The organism is Pseudomonas sp. Irchel s3h17 (assembly GCF_900187505.1).
GTDB lineage: Bacteria > Pseudomonadota > Gammaproteobacteria > Pseudomonadales > Pseudomonadaceae > Aquipseudomonas.
In genome coordinates, this window is record NZ_FYDL01000017.1 from 16,564 (window position 1) to 34,361 (window position 17,798).

16 protein-coding genes are annotated in these 17,798 nt (G+C 62.5%); 11 read left to right on the forward strand and 5 right to left on the reverse strand.

Annotation, left to right across the window (positions count from 1 at the left end; translation table 11 throughout):
* Positions 1-794: 794 nt before the first annotated feature.
* From CKW25_RS21680 to CKW25_RS21695, 4 genes are all read left to right on the forward strand, one after another.
* Entirely contained in the window at positions 795-2,660 is a 1,866-nt protein-coding gene (locus CKW25_RS21680) for an amidohydrolase (protein ID WP_095082388.1), read from the forward strand.
* A gap of 19 nt (positions 2,661-2,679) precedes the next feature.
* Positions 2,680-4,422, forward strand: coding sequence for an amidohydrolase (locus tag CKW25_RS21685; protein WP_095082390.1), 1,743 nt, complete (start codon positions 2,680-2,682; stop codon positions 4,420-4,422).
* A 114-nt stretch (positions 4,423-4,536) separates the two neighbouring features.
* Entirely contained in the window at positions 4,537-5,277 is a 741-nt protein-coding gene (locus CKW25_RS21690) for a TorF family putative porin (protein ID WP_095082392.1), read from the forward strand.
* 59 nt (positions 5,278-5,336) lie between these two features.
* On the forward strand, positions 5,337-6,749 hold the full coding sequence (locus tag CKW25_RS21695) for a cytosine permease (protein WP_095082394.1): 1,413 nt from the start codon (positions 5,337-5,339) through the stop codon (positions 6,747-6,749).
* Positions 6,750-6,844: 95 nt separating this feature from the next.
* On the opposite strand, the gene CKW25_RS27130 is transcribed toward CKW25_RS21695, so the two are convergent.
* The 4 genes from CKW25_RS27130 to CKW25_RS21710 form a co-directional block, all read right to left on the reverse strand.
* Positions 6,845-7,150 (reverse strand): hypothetical protein, encoded by a 306-nt coding sequence (locus tag CKW25_RS27130; RefSeq protein WP_256578003.1) that lies wholly within the window; start codon positions 7,148-7,150, stop codon positions 6,845-6,847.
* Positions 7,151-7,251: 101 nt separating this feature from the next.
* Entirely contained in the window at positions 7,252-7,602 is a 351-nt protein-coding gene (locus tag CKW25_RS27135) for a hypothetical protein (RefSeq protein ID WP_256578004.1), read from the reverse strand.
* Complete coding sequence (locus CKW25_RS21705; protein ID WP_095082396.1) at positions 7,581-8,606, reverse strand: hypothetical protein; 1,026 nt, start codon at positions 8,604-8,606, stop codon at positions 7,581-7,583. Before CKW25_RS21705 ends, CKW25_RS27135 begins: the two co-directional genes overlap by 22 nt.
* A 550-nt stretch (positions 8,607-9,156) precedes the next feature.
* Positions 9,157-10,491, reverse strand: a complete 1,335-nt coding sequence (locus CKW25_RS21710; RefSeq protein WP_095082398.1) for a PLP-dependent aminotransferase family protein — start codon at positions 10,489-10,491, stop codon at positions 9,157-9,159.
* Between the two features lie 113 nt (positions 10,492-10,604).
* On the opposite strand from CKW25_RS21710, the gene CKW25_RS21715 reads away from it, so the two are divergent.
* Positions 10,605-11,201, forward strand: coding sequence for a DJ-1/PfpI family protein (locus CKW25_RS21715; RefSeq protein WP_095082564.1), 597 nt, complete (start codon positions 10,605-10,607; stop codon positions 11,199-11,201).
* Between the two features lie 62 nt (positions 11,202-11,263).
* Here CKW25_RS21715 and CKW25_RS21720 read toward each other — a convergent pair whose 3' ends face one another.
* A complete protein-coding gene (locus CKW25_RS21720) occupies positions 11,264-12,979 on the reverse strand; it encodes an amidase (protein ID WP_095082400.1) in 1,716 nt (571 codons plus the stop codon).
* A 311-nt stretch (positions 12,980-13,290) separates the two neighbouring features.
* Here CKW25_RS21720 and moaC point away from each other — a divergent pair, with 311 nt between their 5' ends.
* The 6 genes from moaC to hemN all read left to right on the forward strand — a co-directional run bounded on the left by moaC (position 13,291) and on the right by hemN (position 17,733).
* Positions 13,291-13,764 (forward strand): cyclic pyranopterin monophosphate synthase MoaC, encoded by a 474-nt coding sequence (gene moaC / locus CKW25_RS21725; RefSeq protein WP_095082566.1) that lies wholly within the window; start codon positions 13,291-13,293, stop codon positions 13,762-13,764.
* The gene (locus CKW25_RS21730; RefSeq protein ID WP_095082402.1) at positions 13,761-14,006 is read left to right on the forward strand and encodes a MoaD/ThiS family protein; all 246 of its coding nucleotides are present in this window, start codon (positions 13,761-13,763) and stop codon (positions 14,004-14,006) included. The genes moaC and CKW25_RS21730 overlap by 4 nt, the downstream gene beginning before the upstream one ends.
* 1 nt (position 14,007) lies before the next feature.
* The gene (gene moaE / locus CKW25_RS21735) at positions 14,008-14,478 is read left to right on the forward strand and encodes a molybdopterin synthase catalytic subunit MoaE (protein WP_095082404.1); all 471 of its coding nucleotides are present in this window, start codon (positions 14,008-14,010) and stop codon (positions 14,476-14,478) included.
* On the forward strand, positions 14,475-14,918 hold the full coding sequence (locus tag CKW25_RS21740; RefSeq protein WP_095082406.1) for a CopD family copper resistance protein: 444 nt from the start codon (positions 14,475-14,477) through the stop codon (positions 14,916-14,918). The genes moaE and CKW25_RS21740 overlap by 4 nt, the downstream gene beginning before the upstream one ends.
* 108 nt (positions 14,919-15,026) lie before the next feature.
* Entirely contained in the window at positions 15,027-16,361 is a 1,335-nt protein-coding gene (locus CKW25_RS21745) for a coproporphyrinogen III oxidase (protein ID WP_095082408.1), read from the forward strand.
* Positions 16,345-17,733 carry an oxygen-independent coproporphyrinogen III oxidase gene (gene hemN, locus CKW25_RS21750; protein ID WP_095082410.1) on the forward strand — a complete coding sequence of 463 codons (1,389 nt, stop codon included), beginning with the start codon at positions 16,345-16,347 and terminating at the stop codon, positions 17,731-17,733. The genes CKW25_RS21745 and hemN overlap by 17 nt, the downstream gene beginning before the upstream one ends.
* Positions 17,734-17,798 lie beyond the last annotated feature (65 nt).

Consider the following 17,798-nt stretch of genomic DNA (forward strand, 5'->3'; position numbering starts at 1 on the left):
AAGCTCCCTCGCCACAATGACAGCGGTCAGTCAAGAAGAGTGGCGTCGTACACATGCCCGTGGCGAGCGAGCTTGCTCGCGCTGGGCTGCGCAGCAGGCCCAAGGCCTGTCACCGGGGTTTACCTGAAGGACCGCAACCTTCTTGTTGGGGGCGTTTCACGCCCCAGCGGGAGCAAGCTCCCTCGCCACGAAGGCCGCGTTCAGGCAAGGAGAGGGGCGTCGTACACATGCCCCGTGGCTTGCTCGCGCTGGGCTGCGCAGCAGGCCCAAGGCCTGTCACCGGGGTTTACCTGAAAGATCGCAACCGTCTTGTTGGGGCCGCTTCGCGCCCCAGCGGGAGCAAGCTCCCTCGCCACAATGACAGCGGTCAGTCAAGAAGAGTGGCGTCGTACACATGCCCGTGGCGAGCGAGCTTGCTCGCGCTGGGCTGCGCAGCAGGCCCAAGGCCTGTCACCGGGGTTTACCTGAAAGATCGCAACCGTCTTGTTGGGGGCGTTTCACACCCCAGCGGGAGCAAGCTCCCTCGCCACGGAGACCGCGCTCAGGCAAGAACAGAGGCGGCGTACACATGCCCCGTGGCAGCCATGTGATCAAGGCTGTCGCTCACACAGGCCCTGCGGCTTGATTGGCGGGCGCTGGCCTGTCTTTGTGGGCGCAAGCCTGCTCTTGCCCCTCCTCATTTGTGGAGGTCCTTTCCGCTCCCGCGTTCTATAGGGTGTGCCCTGCATACCTCACAGGTTGCACGGCAGCGTGTCAGGGCCACTTCCACAATTATAAGAACAGGGGTGAGGCATTTGAGATTGTCCAGGTTGTTTATCGCCATCTCCACGACAACGGTGTTTTCCTGCATGGCCCTGGCGGGGCAGGTGCAGGCCGCAGCGCCAGCAGACATGGTCATGCGCAACGGTTACGTCTACACCGTCGATGGTCGCGACTCGGTGCAGCAGGCGATTGCCATTGCCGGCGGCAAGATCGTCTACGTGGGCGGCGATGCCGGGCTCGGCCCGTACATCGGTGCACAGACACAACAGGTGGATCTGGCGGGGCGCATGTTGATGCCGGGTTTCATCGACGCCCACATGCACCCGGGTGACGGCGGGCGCGCCATGACCTTGTGCGACCTGAAGTACCAGACGATGACCCGGGCGGCTTTCCAGGCGAGCATTCAGGCGTGCCTGGATGCCGACAAGGACAAGGGCTCCGATGTCTGGCTTGAGGTGGGCAGTTGGGACCGCATGGGCATGACCGGGCTCGACGGCGACGCCGACAAGTCGACCCTGGACGCATTGAAGACGGACCGCCCGATTCAGGTCCGCTCCACCGACTTCCATACCGTATTGACCAACTCCCGTGGCCTGGCGCTCGCCGGCATCAACAAGGACACCGTGAACCCGGGCGACGGCAAGTACGCCCGCGACAGTGCTGGCAACCCGACCGGTATCTGCGAGGACGGTGCGGCCGAGGCCATGGCCGCGGTGGTGCCGCCAGCCACTGACGCCGAGAAGCTGAACCAGGCCCGTGCCGCGCTGGATGCCCTGCGCCAGCAAGGCATTACCAGCTTCTTCGATGCCCTGTCGGGTCCGGAAAACGCCAAGGCCTTCAGCGCCCTGCAACAGTCGGGCGAGTTGACGGCCCGGGCCTTGCTGGCGATCAAGCTGGACCCGGCCGCTGCGGCGGCGGACCCGGCCAAGACCATCGCCGAGGCCAAGACGCTGGCCAGCACCTTCGACCAGGGCGAGGCCAAGGTGGCGCCGGGGGTGAACATGCGTCACGTCAAACTGTTCATGGACGGCATCATCAACGCCCCGGCCGACACCGGAGCCCTGTTGACCCCCTACCTGCACAACGCCGGAACCGACAAGGCGCCCCAGTGGACCCCCGGGAAAAACCTCGGCGAGCTGTACTTCCCGGCGCAAGTGCTCAATCCGTTGCTGCTGCAGGCAGTCCAGGCCGGCCTCGATCCGCACTTGCACGCCACCGGGGAGCGAGCGGTGCGCGATGCGCTCAATAGCATTGAATACGTGCGCCGCCAATTGCCCGGCAATGGCTTCCGTCCGGCGATCACCCATGCCGAGACGGTGGACCCCGCCGATTACGGGCGCTTCAAGGCGCTGGACGTGACCGCCAATATGTCATTCCAGTGGGCCCAGCAGGCGCCGTCCACGGTCGACGGCACCAACGAGCACCTGGGCGCCGAGCGTTTTGCCCGCATGGAACCCTCGGGCAGCATCAGCCGCGCGGGTGGCCGGGTGGCCTATGGCAGCGACTGGCCGGTTGATCCGCTGGATGAATTCCTCGCGCTGAAGATCGGCGTAACCCGCTCGGGCGATCCGTTGAACCCCCACAGCTATGGCCCCAAATACGCCGGCCGGCTCAATGGCGACCCTGCTTTGACGCGGGCTGAAGTGCTGCGGTCCATCACCTTGAATGCCGCCGAGCAACTGCGCCTGGAGGCCGTCGTCGGCTCGCTCGAGGTCGGCAAGTTCGCTGACCTGATCGTGCTGGACAAGAACTTCATGCAGGCACCTGAAGAAGAACTGGCTCGCAATAGCGTGCTGCTGACCCTGGTCGGCGGCAAGGTGGTGTGGGCCAAGGCACCGTTCACCGGTCTTGCGCCGGCGGCGTCGACCCAGGCTTCGATTTCCCGATCCGCCCAATAGAAAACTAGAGAGCGTTCCGATGCAAAGATTTATTCCAAACCTGTTGGCCGCCGCATTGGCCTTATCCTCGGTGCAGGCGATGGCCGCCGCCGATCTCGTACTGTTCAACGGCAAGGTATACACCGCCGAACCCGGACAAGGGCTGGTCCAGGCGGTAGCGGTGCAGGATGGCAAGATTCTCAAGGTTGGCAGCGATGCCGAAATCAACGCCCTGGCCGATGCCAGCACCCAGCGCATCGATCTGGCGGGCAAGGTGCTGATGCCCGGGATGATCGATACCCATAGCCACCCGGTGGTGGGCGCGTTCGACAGCCTGCGTGCCAACCTGCTGGACGAAGTCAAGCCGCTGCCGGAGCTCGAGCAGTGGTTGATCGAGGAGGATAAGGCCGGCCGCGCCCGTGCCGGTGACGTGATCAGTATTGCCGGGGCGAGTTCGGCCTACTGGGAAAAAAGCCGCGAGCTGGGGAAGGTATTCAACCAGGGCCGCTGGGCTGACCAGCCGATCGTTTTCAGCGGGATCGACGGGCATACCGGCTGGGCCAACAACGCCATGCTCAAGCGTCTGCAGATCGACGCGGCCATGGTCAAGGGGCTGCCGGAAAAAGAGCGCGGCTATGTGGGCCACGAGGCGGACTTCACCCCTAACGGCTACTTTGCCGAGTCGCTTTGGGACAAGGTGCGCAACGGCATTCCCGCGCCGGATGAGCAGACCATGGTCAAGGCCGCCCGCGAGGCGGTGAAGATCAACAATGAATTTGGTGTCACCGCCTGGATGGACGCGGCCTCGAACGGCGGCAGCGAAGATTCGCTGTTCGACTTCAAGGCCACCCCGGACAGTGTCGGCGTACTGCCGCTGTACCGTGAGCTGGCGCAGAAGGGCGAGCTGACGGCCCACGTCGCGGCGCTGCTGGTAACCAACCCGAAGAGCACGCCCGCAGACCTGGAAGTCCTGGCCACGGTGATGAAGAAGTTCGAGGGTGTGCCCAACCTGACGTTCCCCGGCATCAAGGTGTTTGCCGACGGTGTCCTGGAGTACCCGGGGCAAACCGCCGCGGTCATCGTGCCGTTCAAGAACAGCCACAAGAACGGGCAACTGCTGATCGACCCGGCGCACTTCGGTGAACTGGTGGTGGCGGCGGAGAAGCGTGACTGGATCGTGCACATGCATGCGGTCGGCGACCGGGCCGTACGCGAGTCGCTCAATGGCTTTGAATACGCGCGCAAGCTCAATCCGAAGCCAATGCCCCACAGCATCAGCCACCTGCAACTGGTCAACCCCAAGGAGTTCCCGCGCTTCAAGCAACTGGGGGTGATCGCCTCCATGCAATTGCTCTGGGCCACCAGTGAGAGCTACACGGTCGAACTGGTCAAGCCATACATCAGCGCCTTTGCCTACGGTTACCAGTACCCGGCCAGGTCCCTGCAACACGCGGGTGCGACGATCGCCGGTGCCAGTGACTGGCCGGTGTCCAACCCCAACCCATGGAACGCGATTGCCCAGGCCATCACGCGCAAGGGGCCGCTGGGAGTGTTGAACGCCAAGGAAAGCGTCGACCGCCAGACCATGTTCCAGGCCTACACCCTCAACGCCGCCAAGACCCTGCGCCTGGACAAGCAGATCGGCTCGCTGGCGCCCGGCAAGCAGGCTGACCTGATCATCCTCGACCGCGATGTGTTCAAGGTCAGCAACGAGGACCTGTTCGAAACCAAGGTCCTGAACACCTTCTTTGCCGGCAAACAGGTGTACGGCCCGGCATCCTGACCAGCGCTTCACCCGTCGCCCGCAACAACTGCCTGGCTCCTCCCGCATCAAGGGGCCTGGCAGCGCCTTGCCCGAATTTACCCGCACACTCAAAAACAACAATAAGGGTTTTACATGAACGCTCGCTCAATCTTCGCCCTGGCCGGCCTGGTACTGGCCCCCCTGACCGCACAAGCCCTGACCCTCAATGACGACTTCGGCCTCGAAGTCACCCTGGGTGCCGTCAGCGACTATCGCACCCGTGGCATTTCGCAGACCCTGGGCGACCCGGCGATCCAGGGTGGCGCCACGTTGCTGCACAGCAGTGGCCTGTACATCGGCGCCTGGACCTCGAACGTGGACTATGGCGGTGGCTACAATACGCGTCAGGAACGCGAGTACTACGCCGGCTACTACTGGCAGGCGACCGAGGCCATCAGCCTCGACCTTGGCTACATCAAGTACGACTACCCCAAGGACAGCCAATTTAACCTGAGCGAGGTCTACGCCGTCCTTGACCTGTATGGGGTCAAGCTCGGCGCCTACTACTCCAACGACACCCCGAACTACTTTGGTGAAGACCAGGACACCCTGTACGCCTACGTGGGCTACACACTCGCCTTGCCGGCCGAGTTCGGCCTGGACCTGCGCGTGGGGCACAACGACGTGAAGGATCCGGCGTTCTGGACGGCCAGCGGTGATAACCGCGAGTCCTACTACGAGTGGGAAGCCAAGCTGACCCGTGACTTCGTGGGCGTGACCTGGGGGCTGAGCTATGTCGACACCGACCTGTCAAAAAACGAATGCGCCAGCTGGTACGGCTATGACGACCTGTGCGGGGCCACGGTGGTAGCCAGCGCCAGCAAAACGTTCTAAGTTCCTGCCCGTACAACAAAAACAACAGCCGCTTTCGGTTCCGCCAAGGAAACACCCCCATGACCCAGGTCATCGATAGTCCCAAACGCAGTTCACTGATCGAGACACGCTCGATCGATTTCATCCCCGAGGCCGAGCGTCACGGCAGTCTCTACAGCCAGTTCACCTTGTGGCTCGGCGCCAACCTGCAGATCACCGCCATCGTCACCGGGGCCCTGGCCGTGGTGCTGGGTGGCGATGTGTTCTGGTCGCTGATCGGCTTGCTGATCGGCCAACTGCTGGGCGGCGCGGTGGTGGCGCTGCACGCAGCGCAGGGGCCCAAGCTCGGGCTGCCGCAGATGATCTCCAGCCGCGTGCAGTTCGGCGTCTATGGCGCGGCCATCCCGATTGTGCTGGTGTGCCTGATGTACCTCGGGTTCAGCGCCACTGGCGCGGTGCTGTCAGGGCAGGCCATCGCCCAGTTGATCAGTGTCAGCGACAGCGCCGGCATCCTGATTTTTGCCGCCTGCATCGCCTTCCTGACGATCTTCGGCTATCGGGTCATTCACCTGGTGGGCCGGGTGGCCAGTGTGCTGGGCATCATTGCCTTTGCTTACCTGTTTACCCGCCTGATGACCCTCAACGACATCGGCCTGTTGCTGGACAATCGCCACTTCAGCTGGAGCACCTTCCTGCTGGCGGTGTCCCTGTCGGCATCCTGGCAGATCGCCTTTGGTCCCTACGTGGCCGACTACTCGCGCTACCTGCCGAGCAAGACGTCGTCGTGGAAAACCTTCGCCGCCGTCGGCCTGGGCACAGTGCTGGGCGCCCAGGCGTCGATGGTGCTGGGGGTGTTTGCCGCGGCGTTGGCCGGTGCCAATTTTCGCGGGCATGAAGTCGCGACCATCGTCGGCCTGGGCAGCACCGGGGTGATGGCCTCCTTGCTGTACCTGAGCGTGGTCTTCGGCAAGGTCACGGTGTCCACCCTCAATGCCTACGGCAGCTTCATGTGCGTGGCCACCATCATCAGCGGCTTCCGCCGTCGCCTGGAGATTACCGCCGGGCAACGCATGGTATTCGTGCTGCTGATTGTCGCGGCATCCACCACGCTGGCGCTGCTGGGGCAGTACTCGTTTCTCACCTCGTTCAAGTATTTCATCCTGTTCCTGCTGACCTTCTTCACTCCCTGGAGCGCGATCAACCTGGTGGATTACTACTTCATCAACAAAGAGCGCTATGACATCCCGGCATTGTCCGACCCGGCGGGGCGGTATGGCCGCTGGAACCTGCTGGGGATCGGGACGTACGTCGTCGGCGTGTTGATCCAGTTGCCGTTTGTCGACACCCATTTCTACTCGGGACCGATGGTCGCGCAGTTGGGTGGCGTGGATATTTCCTGGATCGTCGGGCTGGTGGTGCCGGGCATGCTGTATTACCTGCTGGCCCGCTCGTCCGCCATGGCCGCGTTGCCCGAGGCAGGCCGCAAGGCTTGAGTGGGTAGAACCCGAGAACGCTCACCCAGGCGGGTGGGCGTTCCTCGGTCCGAGGGGGCTGGCCTGGCGCCCAATACGAAACGTCAGGTGTCTTGTTACTGCAATCCGAAACTCGCCGTCAGGCGCTCAATGATCCTGTCCAGCGTTCCCTTCAGGCAAATGGCCTTCAGATCAATTTCTTCTTTCGCCAGGCGATCCAGAAACGCTCTCATGTCATTCCGGATGCTGTCTGGCAATTGAATGGGGTCATCTGTCAATTGACCGCTCAGCTGCAATACATCATTTCGATGCTTGCGAATGTTCTTACTGTCTACTTGCTCCCCGGCCTGTTTACGGGCTGACAAGTCGAGCCAGGCAAGCGCTTTGAATGGAATCAGCCGGTCGGCCTTGATGTAGGTCACTGCTGCAGTGTTCTGCAGGCCATCTATGAGAAATGCATAGTAGGTATCGTCGAGCAGAATTGCGGACAGACTGGATACCGATTCGTCTGTGGGAATGGGTGTCAGGGTGGCATTCTCGGGTGCTCAAGTCCTTCGGGAGCACGAGAAAACAGTTCAATCTGTACGGGGAAAGTATCATTTTCCGGATTCTGAAAACGGTAGAAAATGGGTCTCTCGCCACCAACTTGCTTGATCTGATATCCACCTGCCTTGATGAAGTCCCAGAAGTGGACAACAAACTCAGTATTCAGTGCCTCAATGACCAGAACGATGTCCAGATCCTTGGTGGTCCGGAACGATTCCCCGGCCTCATCCATCGTCAGCCAGGAGGCAACACCACCAATCAGTACGTACTGATCGCGATAGGCGTTGAAGTGCTTTGCGAAAACATCTAGTCCTCTGATTTCAGCCATTCGACCTTCTCCTTGATTTCATCCAGCGCTATCTGGATACGTTCATCCGGGTTGTCCTCCAGACTCAGCAGTAACGATGCTTCATCTGCTATATGGTTTTCAGTCTTGAGGCTTCTGTAGGCCCAGATTTCGACCCATGCCCTGGTTTCATCCACTGAGTCCGCCACCTTGAGCGCGTTCTGTTCGACCATGGCATCGAACTGTTTCTTGGTCATGCCATAGACCGGCTGTACGGGCTCGGCAAGCATTGTGTATTTCGCGAGTGCGGTCTCGCCGGCGAGAAAAATGCCGTTCACCAGGGGTAGCTTTCTGTCGATGGCGACCTTTCGCTTGACGGGTGAGCGCATGTACCGGCGTGCATGGCTGAAAACCCGAGTACGAGAAGATCCGAACGAATACACATTCATGAACCCCTGGCTTGGTGCGGCTTCCAGAATGCGTAGTTTCAGAAGCTGGTTAATCACTTTGGAGAGGGTAACGCGGCTGTAGTTGAACCCGCCCATGATGGCATTAGACGTATAGAGCGTATCGCTTCCCCAGTTTTGAGTCAGGCAGCCCAGTAACATGGCCTGTGCTGCGGGTAGCAAGACCGTTACCTCTTCTTCATTTCTACGGGTGCGAACGCTCTCGCGCAGATCCATGGCAAGCTCGGGAATGAACATCTGGTAGCCGGGCTGGATGAAATTGATGTGATGTGCGATCAGGCTGCGGCGCTCAGGCGCCGACAGGGATTTGCACACGTACACCACCACCTCGTCCGTTGCTTTTCGTACTAGCGTGATGTGTTTTCCGAGTGCCACGGCGCCGGGATATTCATCTTCCACAGGCAGTAGCAGAAGCATCGAGAGTGTCGATTTGCTGCTGATCAGAATGTTCAGGTGGAGGAGGGTGTAGGCATCCTTGATATGAAAGGGAACCCTCAGCTCAGAGGTCGGGTTCAGGTGCGCCTCCACACCCAGTGTCGATTCGATGTAAACCTTGATGTCGTCTCGTAACCTGGTCATTTCAAGTCATCGTGTAAACTGATTTTTATCACTGTAAACCATGGTTGTTTACGAGTCAAAAAAGTAGATTACAGTCTGGCGTGGGGGCTATGGAGAAATCACCGGGACCGAGTAAATGCAGTTGAAAAGGATGTAAAAAATCCGATACCAGACATCCGGTATCGGATTTTCGAGGGAGCCCGCGCTTGGTCTCAAATACGAAAAAGCCCGCACAAGGCGGGCTTTGGAAATCGAGTAGGTGGCCGGTGCTGGTCTCCGGCTTACAAGGTTTATCAGGCCTCTCACAGAAAAGATTATTCAAATTGGGCTTTTCTGCTTCACACGGCATAAGGGCTGGATCCCAGCGCGGAGATCTTTCTAACCGTGTACCCTTCGGAACGCGCCCCACGTTTCCTTGCTATCCTCTTGCGCATCAGTCTGCGTCTTCACCTACACCTTCAGGATAGCAAAGCTTGTACGGCGCAAGCCGGGCTTGTTAGACCGATTGCGTTCAAGGGCAAGGGCGGCAAGCTGGAAAAATACTATCGCCTGCCGGCTCTCCCGGCGGCCCTCAGAAAGTATGAGCCTCTACCACCTGCTTGACCCTGGCGAGCGCTTGCTCAAGCGCATCCAGCGCCAGCGAACCCAACGCGAGCCTGATCGCGTGAGGCGGATGAGCGGAGGTTGCGAAGGGTTCGGCGGTGGACACTGAAACCTGCTGCTCCATCAGCGCCGTCGCAATCCGGTCAGCCCGAACCTCTTCGCCCAGCGGCAGCCAGAGGAAGTAGGAATTGGGATGGCTGATGCAGGTCAAGCCGGACAACGCGGCCCTGGCCATGGCTTGCCGGTGGGTGGCGTCCTGGCGTTTTTCTCCCTCCAGTCGCGTGACCGTGCCGTCGTCGAGCCACTGGCAGGCAATCGAGGTCATCACGCCCGGGGTGTTCCACACCGTGGCGCGGATGGTTCTTTCCAGGGCCGGGACCCAGCCGACAGGCGCCGCGACAAAGCCGACGCGCAGTCCGGTGGCGACGCTTTTCGACAGGCCGGACACGTACACCGTTCTTTCCGGCGCCCGTGCCGCCAGGGGCGCAGGCGGATCTTCGGCGAGGAAGGCATAGGCGGCGTCTTCGATGATGATCAGATCATGTTCGCGGGCGATGCGCACCAGGCGTTGCCGCCAGTCCTCGCTGGCGACCCAGCCCAACGGGTTGTGCAGGGTTGGCATGGTGTATACCGCCCGTACCTTTCTGCGTGTGCACAGGTGCGCCAGGGCATCTAGGTCCGGTTCGCAGCCGGCGGAGGGAATGGGCGCCAGCTCCAGGCGCTGGGTGTCGGCGAGGACTTTGAAACCGGGGTAGGTCAAGGCATCCACCGCCACCACATCGCCCGGGCGCAGCAGCCCCATGACGGTCGTCGCCAGGCCGTGCTGGGCGCCACTGACCATCAGCACCTGCTCTTCACCGACGTCCAGGCCCCGGCAGCGCAGATGCCGGGCCACGGCGGCGCGCTCATGGGGACGGCCGCCGTGGGGCTGATAGCGCAGCAATGCCTCCAGGTCGCCCGACGTCGCCAGTTGGCGCAAGGCGCCCCGCAGCAACTCGGCCTGGCCGGGCAGGGCGGGGTAGTTGAAGTTCAGGTCCAGCACGCCCGAAGCAACTGCGTGCTGGTCGATGCCCAGCCCTGGCGGCAACGAGGTCTCCCGGACAAAGGTGCCGCGCCCGGCTTCGCCACTGACCAACCCCATGGCCTCCAACTCCCCATAGACACGGGTCGCGGTGGCCAGTGCCAGGCCTTCGCGGGTCGCCAACTCGCGGTGGGTGGACAGGCGCGTACCCGGTGTCAGGCGTCCCGCGCGAATGTCGGCGGCGAACGCGTCCACCAGGGACTTGTAGCGGGAGCGGGCCATGGCGTTGTATCCAGTACAATAATTTGATTGTACTGATTATTCGCCATAGCCTGCGCCTGTACAACCGCCGACCTGCGGCGGCTGCCAGCCACTTCTGTGCGAAGGCCCCCCTCATGCATATCGCGATTCTCACGTTCGAAGGTTACAACGAGCTCGACTCCCTCATCGCGCTCGGCGTTCTCAACCGCGTCAAGAAACCGGGATGGCGCGTATCGATTGCCAGCCCGAGTGCCCGCGTCCGTTCGATGAACGGGGTGGTGATCGAGTCCACCGCCACGCTGCGCGAGGCCAGTGAAGCCGAGGCGGTCATCATCGGCAGTGGCTCGCTGACACGCGAAGTCGTCGCGGACAGCGCCCTGATGGGGCAATTGCAGCTTGATCCGTCACGGCAACTGCTAGGGGCGCAATGTTCGGGCACCCTGGTGCTGGCAAAACTGGGTCTGCTCGATGGCGTGCCGGCGTGTACCGACCTGACCACCAAGCCCTGGGTCCAGGCGGCCGGCGTTGATGTGCTGAACCAGGCGTTCTTCGCCAAAGGCAACGTCGCCACCGCCGGCGGATGCCTGGCCTCGCCCTATCTCGCGGCCTGGATCATTGCTCGCCTGGAAGGTGTCGACGCGGCCGAAAGCGCATTGCACTACGTGGCCCCGGTGGGGGAAAAGGCAGCGTACGTGGCGCGCGGGATGGGCAATATCACGCCGTATTTGTAAGCGCAGTGGTTGCCGGACCCCGGGCGGGATTGGAGCGCGCACGGCTCCAATCCCGCCAACGGCTATGGCTTGTCCGCCAGCAGCGGTGGGGTTCGAGGCGGGATCAAGCGCTGGGTCCCGGTCGACTCGAATGCCGAGGCCAAGCGCAGCAGCGTCGAATCGTCATAGGCCCGACCGGCAAACGTCAGTCCGACGGGCATGCCGATGTCCGGCATGACGCCCATCGGCACGGTGACCGTGGGCACGCCCAAGTGGCGGATGGCAAGGTTGCCGTTGGCGACCCAGACGCCGTTGCTCCAGGCAATGTCCGCCGCCTGCGGATCGACATCGGCATTCGCCGGCGCCACGTCGGCCACTGTCGGAAACAGCACCGCATCGAGCCCCAACCGGTCCATCCAGTCCTCGAGATCGATGCGCCGGGTCTGCTCCAGGCCCCGCAATCCATCAGGCACGGTGCTTATCTGGTCCCAGGGGGTGATGCCGCGCTCGGCCATCCGCACGTACTCGTCCATGCCCGCGGCAAGGTCGCCTTCCCGGTTGGGGAGGGTTCCCGGGTCGTGGGGGAAAATCAGCGGTCCGTCCACGTCGACCAGGCGGTTCAACCTGGGGTCGCCATTGGCCTGGAGAAAGTCATCGAACGCCCAGGCCGTCAGGTCCCACAACTCATGGTGCAGGAACTCCTTGGACACCAGGCCGCGGTTGTATACGGTCGGCGCACCGGGACGATCACCCTCGCAATTGGAGACCAGCGGGAAGTCGACCTCGATCACGTCGGCGCCAGCGGCTTCAAGTGCCTGGCGAGCCGCTTCCCAGAGCCCGATCACCGAGGGTCGGGTGTGGATGCGCTGGCCTGTCGGGCCACCGATACCGGGCGCATCCGCCGTGCCCGCTTCGGGGTCGGCATTGATGTACATGCGCGGCACGCCCAGGCGCTTGCCCGCCAGTGCCGAGGCATTCGCGGCGAGTGCCTGGTAGGAGGCCGGACGCACCGAGGCGACGCTCGGCAGGGGCACCCAGGGTTGCATGCGCCACAGATCGCCCCGGGTGTCGGGGTCCTCCGCGACGACCACGTCGAGCACTTCGAGCAGGTCCGCCATGGTTCTGGCAAACGGCACGACAACGTCCATGGTGGGCGTCAGCGGCCAGTTGCCACGTACCGAGATCACCCCACGCGACGGCGTATAGGCACACAAGCCATTGTTCGAGGCCGGGCCCCGTCCGCTCGACCAGGTTTCTTCGGCCAGGCCGAACGCGGCGAAACTGGCCGCGGTGGCGGTGCCCGCGCCGTTGGACGAGCCGGAGGCGAAGGGGGCGGTCAGGTAGTCCGCGTTGTACGGACTCTCCGCCCGGCCGTAGACCCCGCGCTGCATGCCGCCGTTGGCCATGGGCGGCATGTTGGTCTTGCCCAGGCAGATCGCGCCCGCGGCGCGCAGCCGTTCGATGGTGAACGCATCGCGATGGGCGATCAGGTTGGCGAAGGCCGGGCTGCCAGAGGCCGCGGTGAGCCCCTTGACCAGGTAACTGTCCTTGGCGGTATAGGGGATGCCATCGAGCGGACCCAGTGCCTGGCCCTTGGCCCGCCGGGCATCGGAGGCCTGCGCCTCCTTGAGTGCGTCGGGGTTGCGCACCACCACCGCGTTGAGGGCGGTGGGCGTGTCGGGGCCGTCGTAGGCCTCGATCCTGGCGAGATAGGCCTGGACCAGCTCAACCGCCGTGGCCTGGCCGGATTCGAGCGCCGCGCGCAGCTGGGCAATGGAAACCTCGGTGACCTCGATCATGGGGTTACCACCGTTGGCTGATGGAGGGCGTGGTGACGGTGTTCATCACGCGGGATCCTGTGCTCAGGGGCATCACTTGTCTCAAACTGGGTGTTCATATCGGTTCTCATGCGCAGCATGCGTCAGGTCGCAAGCGCATAGTTTACTGGCGATTGCCCAATCGAAAAGTACCTGTCTCTACCTTTCGGGTTTTCCCGGTCGAGGGGGTTTCTTGATCACCGTCAATCGCCTGGGCCGGCCGACGCTGTAGCCTGCAGGACAACCCGTTGCTGTCGTCGAAACCACAAGGCCTGTTGCCCATGAGCGAAGTTGTGCTGACTCACCTCGATTCCGATGGCCACGCGCGGATGGTCGATGTCACCGAAAAAAGCGTGACCTGCCGCGAAGCCATCGCCGAAGCCTGGGTGCGGATGCGTGCCGAAACCGCGCAGTTGATTGTCAGCGGTGGCCATCCCAAGGGAGACGTGTTCGCGGTGGCGCGGATTGCCGGGATCCAGGCGGCCAAGCGTACCAGCGAGTTGATTCCGCTGTGTCATCCGTTGCTGCTGAGCAGTGTCAGCGTGACGTTGAGCCTGGAGAGCGACAATCGGGTGCGTGTTGTCGCAGGCTGTAAGCTGGCCGGGCAGACCGGGGTCGAGATGGAAGCGTTGACCGCCGCCAGCGTCGCCGCCTTGACGCTGTATGACATGTGCAAGGCGGTGGACCGTGGCATGAGCATCGAGTCGGTGCGCCTGCTGCACAAGAGCGGCGGCAAGAGCGGTATCTATGAGGCGCCAACCCCATGAAACTCACTGTGCATTATTTCTCCCGCTACCGCGAAACCCTGGGGCGCGACGCCGAAGTCGTCGAGGGGGAGTTTGCCTCGCTCGATCAATTGCGCCAGCACCTGGTAGGCCGCTCCGGCGCCTGGCAGGTGCTGGCCGAGCAGCACCTCATGTGTGCTCGCAACCAGGACATGTGCGGGCTCGATGAACCCCTGAAGGACGGCGATGAAGTGGCGTTCTTCCCCACGGTGACAGGGGGCTGAGATGATGATTCGAGTGCAGGCCGCCTGCTTTGACCCCGGCGCCGAACTCAACGCCCTGCAGGCCGGCAGCGCAGGGGTGGGCGCGGTGGTGAGCTTTGTCGGTTATGTGCGGGATTTCAACGCAGGCCAGGACGTGTGCGGGATGTTCCTTGAGCACTACCCGGGCATGACCGAAAAGGCCCTGGGCAAGATCGTCGACGAGGCCCACCAGCGCTGGCCGCTGCTGGGCCTGAAACTCATCCATCGGGTCGGCGCCTTGCAGCCAGGGGACCCGATCGTCTTTGTCGGGGTCACCAGCAGCCACCGCCAGGCGGCTTTCGAGGCCTGTGCCTTTGTCATGGACTACCTGAAAACCCGTGCGCCGTTCTGGAAGAAGGAGCAAGGGGCACAGGAGGCGCGGTGGGTCGAGGGGCGCGACAGCGATCACCAGGCGGCACAACGCTGGGCCGAAGCTGTTCCGGGGGTCACATGAGCTATCCGCTGCTGTTGACGGTGCACCTGTTTGCTGCGCTGGTGTTTATCGGCACGGTGTTCTTCGAAGTCCTGTTCCTGGAAAGTATCCGCAAGCAGCTACCGGCCAGGGTCATGCTGTTGCTCGAGCAGGGCATCGGCCGGCGCGCCAGGACCCTGATGCCCTGGGTCTTGCTGGCGTTGTTCGGTGCCGGGCTGGGCATGGTCTGGTTGCGCTACCTGCCGGTCCTGGCCGCGCCGTTGGCATCGTCGTTCGGCACCTTGCTGCTGTTGAAAATCCTGTTGGCCACCAGCGTGCTCATGCATTTCTTCACCGCGATGTTTCTGTTCAGGCGCGGGCGCATGAAGGCCCGTTACCTGAAAGTGATTCACCACAGCCTGTTCGGGCACATGGTGGCCATCGTCCTGTTGGCCAAAGGCATGTTCTATCTGACCTGGTGAACGGGACAGACGGTGGTGCGGCGCGCCACCGGTGCTTGATGCAAATCAAGGAGCCTTGAGCGATAACGCTGGACACTGGCGACCTGCAGCCAGTCTCGGAGCTCTGTCATGGCCGATTTATTCCACGCCCGCCGCGAGCCCTTCGTTCGCCACGACCAAGGCGTGCTCGACCCCAATTGTCATGCCGACACCCGCAAGTTTCATGGAGGGATCGGATCTCTGGATGTGCTGCGGGCATTGCGCGTCAGTCGCCAGAAGTGTCGTCCGCTGTCGTTGAACGTGCAGATTCCCGCGGGTTTCAGGTCTGAGCCTCATTTTCAGTGTCTGCTGCGCGAGATCGACCTGCTGGGGTGTCACTTGGGGGCGGGGCAACGTGTCGAGCAATTCCACCTGGGCGGAGGAACCCCGCAGGCGCAGCCTGTGCAGCGGCTGATGGCGCATCTGCGCAACCGGTTCAACATTCTCGGACACGAGTGCGGCGACTACAGTGTCGACGTCGATCTGCATCACACCGATTGGGCGATGATGGGCGTGCTGCGTGAGCAGGGGTTCAATCATGTGAGCATCGGTGTCCCGGACATCGGCACCGACGGCGAGCGGTCAGCGACCAGCTACCAGAACCCCGCACCGATTCACTCGCTGATCGACGCCGCCCGCACCTTCGGTTTTCGCTCCGTCAACGTCGACCTGGGGTACGGCCATGCCTGGCAGACCCCGCACAGCTTCGCCCTGAAACTGGCGGCTATCATCGAGCTGGAACCGGATCGCGTGCAGGTGTTCGACTACGCCCAGCCGCCACCGCGCTACCGGCACGGGCACCACGCCACCGATGCCTGCAGCGAGGACGCCAAGGGCGCGATGCGCCGGACCTGTTTTGAACAGCTGCTGGCCGCCGGGTATCAAGTCATTGGCCTGGGGCAGTTTGTCCGCCCCGACGATGACCTGGCGATCGCTCAGGAACGCGGCCGCTTGCGTCGTACCTGCCACGGCTTCACCCGGCACGGGTACTGCGATCATGTCGGCTTTGGACCGGGCGCCATCAGCCAGTTCGACGAGTTGTATGCGCAAAATACCGAGGATCCTGAACACTATCTGCAGCAGCTGCACAGTGGTCAGTTGGCAATCTGCCGTGGCTGGCGCTGCGAGGCGGGCGATCAGGTCAGGCAGTTGGTGATGGAGCGCCTGGCCTGTGACCTGGAGCTGGATATCCGGGCCATCGAAAGCCGTTACGGGCTGATTTTCCAGCAGTACTTCGCCGCCGCCTGGCAGTGCCTCCGGCAGATGAGCGAGGACGGCCTGGTCGAGCTCTCGGAGCGCTTTATCAGCATTCTTCCGGCCGGACGGCTGGAGGTGGACGCTATCTGCCAGGTGTTCGAACAGGACGTGAACCACCCGGGGCACTCATCCCCTCAAGAGTTGATCGATCATGATGCCTGTCTTTGATTTCAATCGTGCCCTGGTCAGCAAATATGACCGTCCGGGGCCGCGCTACACCTCCTATCCCACGGCGCCGCAGTTCCATCAGGCCTTTGCAGTCGACGACTATCGGCAAGCGGTGCAGGCCAGCAACCAGTTGGCCGTGCCCAAGCCGCTGTCCGCCTACATCCACATTCCGTTCTGCCAGAGCCTTTGTTACTACTGCGCCTGCAACAAGATCATCACTCGCAAGCCGCAGCGCGCCGTGGAGTACCTGGGCTACCTCAAGCGCGAGATCGCCATGCAGGCGGCCTTGTTCGACCGCACTCGAACACTCACGCAGTTGCACCTGGGGGGCGGTACACCGACTTACTTGAGCGACGAACAATTGGCCGAGCTGATGGCGTGCCTGCATCAGGCCTTCAACCTGGATGACAGCGATGACCACGAGTTCTCCATTGAGGTCGACCCGCGCACCATCAGCACCGGGCAGGTGCACACGCTGCGTGGGCTGGGCTTCAATCGCCTGAGCTTCGGTGTGCAGGATTTCGACCCGGCGGTACAGGCGGCGGTCAATCGCCAGCAAAGCGAAGAGCAGATCTATGCGCTGGTCGCCGCCGCGCGCCAGGCACACTTCAAGTCGGTCAGCGTCGACCTGATCTATGGCCTGCCGTTGCAAACGGTGGACAGCTTCGGTGTCACCCTGGACAAGATCATCGCACTGCGTCCCGACCGGATCGCCGCCTACAGTTACGCCCACATGCCGGAACTGGTACGCGCGCAACGGCTGATTCGCCCGGCCGACATGCCGCCGCCGGAGCGCAAGCTGGAGTTGCTGGAGCTGACCATCCGCCGTCTGACCGAGGCCGGTTACGTCTACATCGGCATGGATCACTTCGCCTTGCCCGAGGACGAGCTGACACGGGCCCGGGCCAATGGCACCTTGCAACGCAACTTCCAGGGGTATTCGACCCATGCCGACTGTGACTTGATCGGCCTGGGCGTGTCGTCGATCGGCAAGGTCGGCGACAGCTACAGCCAGAGCGTCAAGGAACTTTCGCAGTACTACGCGCGGATCGATCAAGGCCTGTTGCCGGTGCATCGCGGCTACCGCCTGAGTGCCGACGACCTGTTGCGCCGGGAGGTGATCAGCGACCTGATGTGCCATGGCCGGATCGATTTCGCCAGGTTCGAAGCGAGCCACGGTATCTGTTTCACCGAGTATTTTGCCGAGGCGCTGGCGCAACTGGACGAGCATGTGGGGGATGGACTCCTGCAGATTCATCGCGACGAATTGGTGCTGTTACCGCAAGGCTATTTGATGATGCGCAGTGCCGCGATGGCGTTTGACGCTTACCTGGGGGGTGAACAAAAGGGTCAGTTTTCCCGCACCGTTTGAGGCTCCGGGACGCTCTGGCGCAAGGGATCTCATTGAGTTGATCTCAATCAAGGGCAGGGCGTGCA